This is a genomic window from Oryzibacter oryziterrae (assembly GCF_021864535.1).
GTDB lineage: Bacteria > Pseudomonadota > Alphaproteobacteria > Rhizobiales > Pleomorphomonadaceae > Pleomorphomonas > Pleomorphomonas oryziterrae.
The window spans coordinates 1-2,552 of record NZ_JAKJIC010000046.1; the positions used below are offsets into that span (position 1 = coordinate 1).

General features: G+C 66.0%; 1 protein-coding gene. It reads left to right on the plus strand.

Annotation, left to right across the window (positions count from 1 at the left end; genetic code table 11):
- The first annotated feature begins 503 nt into the window (after positions 1-503).
- The gene (gene iolD, locus L2I41_RS21395; protein WP_237155656.1) at positions 504-2,351 is read left to right on the plus strand and encodes a 3D-(3,5/4)-trihydroxycyclohexane-1,2-dione acylhydrolase (decyclizing); all 1,848 of its coding nucleotides are present in this window, start codon (positions 504-506) and stop codon (positions 2,349-2,351) included.
- Positions 2,352-2,552 lie beyond the last annotated feature (201 nt).

Sequence of the window (2,552 nt, forward strand, 5' to 3'; positions counted from 1 at the left end):
GTCCGGCCAGGCCTCTCGCGGACTGCCCGTTCTGAGGCGAGCCACCCGCCGCTCTCTCCCCCCCTTGTGGGGGAGAGTGGGAGAGAGGGGTAAGCGACCTCTCTTCTGGCGACGAAGGGTGAAGGTTTGAGGGAATAGAGGCTTTGAGCTGACAGGGCTTCGGTTGGAGCTGGCAAAATCGAGATCGCGGACCTGGAGTGAGGGATGATCAGCCTGATGGCCGGGTTTACCCCTCTCTCCTACTCTCCCCCGCAAGGGGGGGAGAGGGCCGGTCAGGAGTGTCCGGCCAGAACCTTCGAAAGTTGTCGGTTCAGAACCAAGCCTTCAGAGGTTTGCGGCGGCTAGCTCAACAAGCTCTCTCCCCCCTTGCGGGGGAGAGTGGGAGAGAGGGGTAAGCGCCCCCCCCCATGAGCGACGCGGCCAACAAGCCTTGGCTCACAGCCAAGGCAAATCAAGACAAGAGCGGGTTCAGCCCGCGACAAGACGCTGGCGAGGAGAATGAGATGAGCACCGTTCGGTTGACCATGGCGCAGGCGCTGGCGCGGTTTCTCAGCGTGCAGATGACGGTGATCGAGGGCGAGAAGCTGCCGATCTTTGCCGGTGTCTGGGCAATCTTCGGCCACGGCAATGTGGCCGGCCTCGGCGAGGCGCTGCATGGCCTGCGCGACAAGCTGCCGACCTATCGCGCCCATAACGAGCAGGCGATGGTGCATTCGGCCGTGGCCTTCGCCAAGGCCAATTTCCGCCGGCGCATGATGGTGGCCACCACCTCGATCGGCCCGGGCGCGCTCAACATGGTGACGGCCGCCGCCGTCGCCCATGTGAACCGCCTGCCGGTGCTGCTGCTGCCCGGCGACGTGTTCGCCAACCGCCGCCCCGATCCGGTGCTGCAGCAGGTGGAAGACTTCGGTGACGCCACCATCTCGGCGTCGGACTGCTTCAAGCCGGTGTCGCGCTATTTCGACCGCATCACCCGTCCCGAGCAGCTGATCCCGGCGCTCCATCGCGCCATGACCGTGCTGACCGATCCGGCCGACTGCGGCCCGGTGACGCTGTCGCTGTGCCAGGACGTGCAGGCGGAAGCCTATGACTATCCGGCCAGCCTGTTCGAAGAACGCGTCTGGTCGACGGAACGGCGCATCCGCCCTGCCCTCGACGAACTGAGCGCGGCGATCGCCGCGCTGAAGGCGGCGCACAAGCCGCTGATCGTCGCCGGTGGCGGCGTGCTCTATTCGGGCGCCACTCAGGAACTGGCCGATTTTGCCAAGAAGCACGGCATCCCCGTGGGCGAAACCCAGGCCGGCCGCGCGGTGCTGCATTATGATCATCCGATGGCCATGGGCTCGATCGGCGTCACCGGTTCGTCCGCCGCCAATGCCATGGCCGAAGAAGCGGACGTGGTGCTGTGCGTCGGCACACGCCTGCAGGACTTCACCACGGGTTCCTGGACGGTGTTCGGCAACGGCAAGGCCAAGTTCATCGGCCTCAACATCCAGAGCTTCGACGCCACCAAGCGCTGGAGCCAGCCGCTGGTCTGCGACGCGCTCGCCGGCCTGCAGGAACTCTCGCATGGCCTGAAAGACTGGAAGAGCCCGGCCAGCTGGACCGCCAAGGCCGACAAGGCTCTGGCCGACTGGAAGGCTTCGGTGCATTCGGCCACCCGTCTTGCCAACGTCGACCTGCCGTCGGACGCGCAGGTGATCGGCGCGGTGCAGCGCGGCCTCGGCAAGTCGGCCACCGTGGTCTGCGCAGCCGGCGGTCTGCCGGGCGAGCTGCACAAGCTGTGGCAGGGCGAGGTGCCGGGCGCCTATCACCTGGAATACGGCTTCTCCTGCATGGGCTATGAAGTGGCCGGCGGCATCGGCGTCAAGATGGCCCAGCCGGACCGCGACGTGGTGGTGATGGTGGGCGACGGCTCCTACATGATGATGAACTCCGAGCTTGCCACCTCGGTGATGATGGGCGTGAAGATCATCGTCGTGCTGCTGGACAACCGCGGCTACGGCTGCATCAACCGCCTGCAGATGGCCACCGGCGGCGCCAACTTCAACAACCTCTTGAAGGACGCCTATCACGAGGTGATGCCGGCCATCGACTTCGCCGCCCACGCCGCGGCGCAGGGCGCCATCGCCCGCAAGGTCGCCTCGCTGAGCGAACTGGAAGCCGGCCTCGCCGAGGCCAAGAAGGCCGACCGTTCGACCGTACTGGTGATCGACACCGACCCGCTGATCACCACCGAGGCCGGCGGCCACTGGTGGGACGTGGCGGTGCCGGAAGTTTCGGTGCGTGGCGAAGTGGATGCAGCCCGCGCCGCCTATGTGCAGAAGAAACAGGCCCAGCGCCTCGTGTGAGGCGGGGGTTTGGGCTGGTCGGCGAGAGAGCGGCCACCCAGGACAACTCGAACCCATGATACCCCCCTCTCCCACTCTCCCCCTCAAGGGGGGAGAGAGTTGGTTGAGCTGATCAGAGCACGACTTTCCAGGTTCTGATTGGAAGCAAGCGGTCCTCTCTCCCCCCTTGAGGGGGAGAGTTGGAGAGGGGGGTACCCGCTT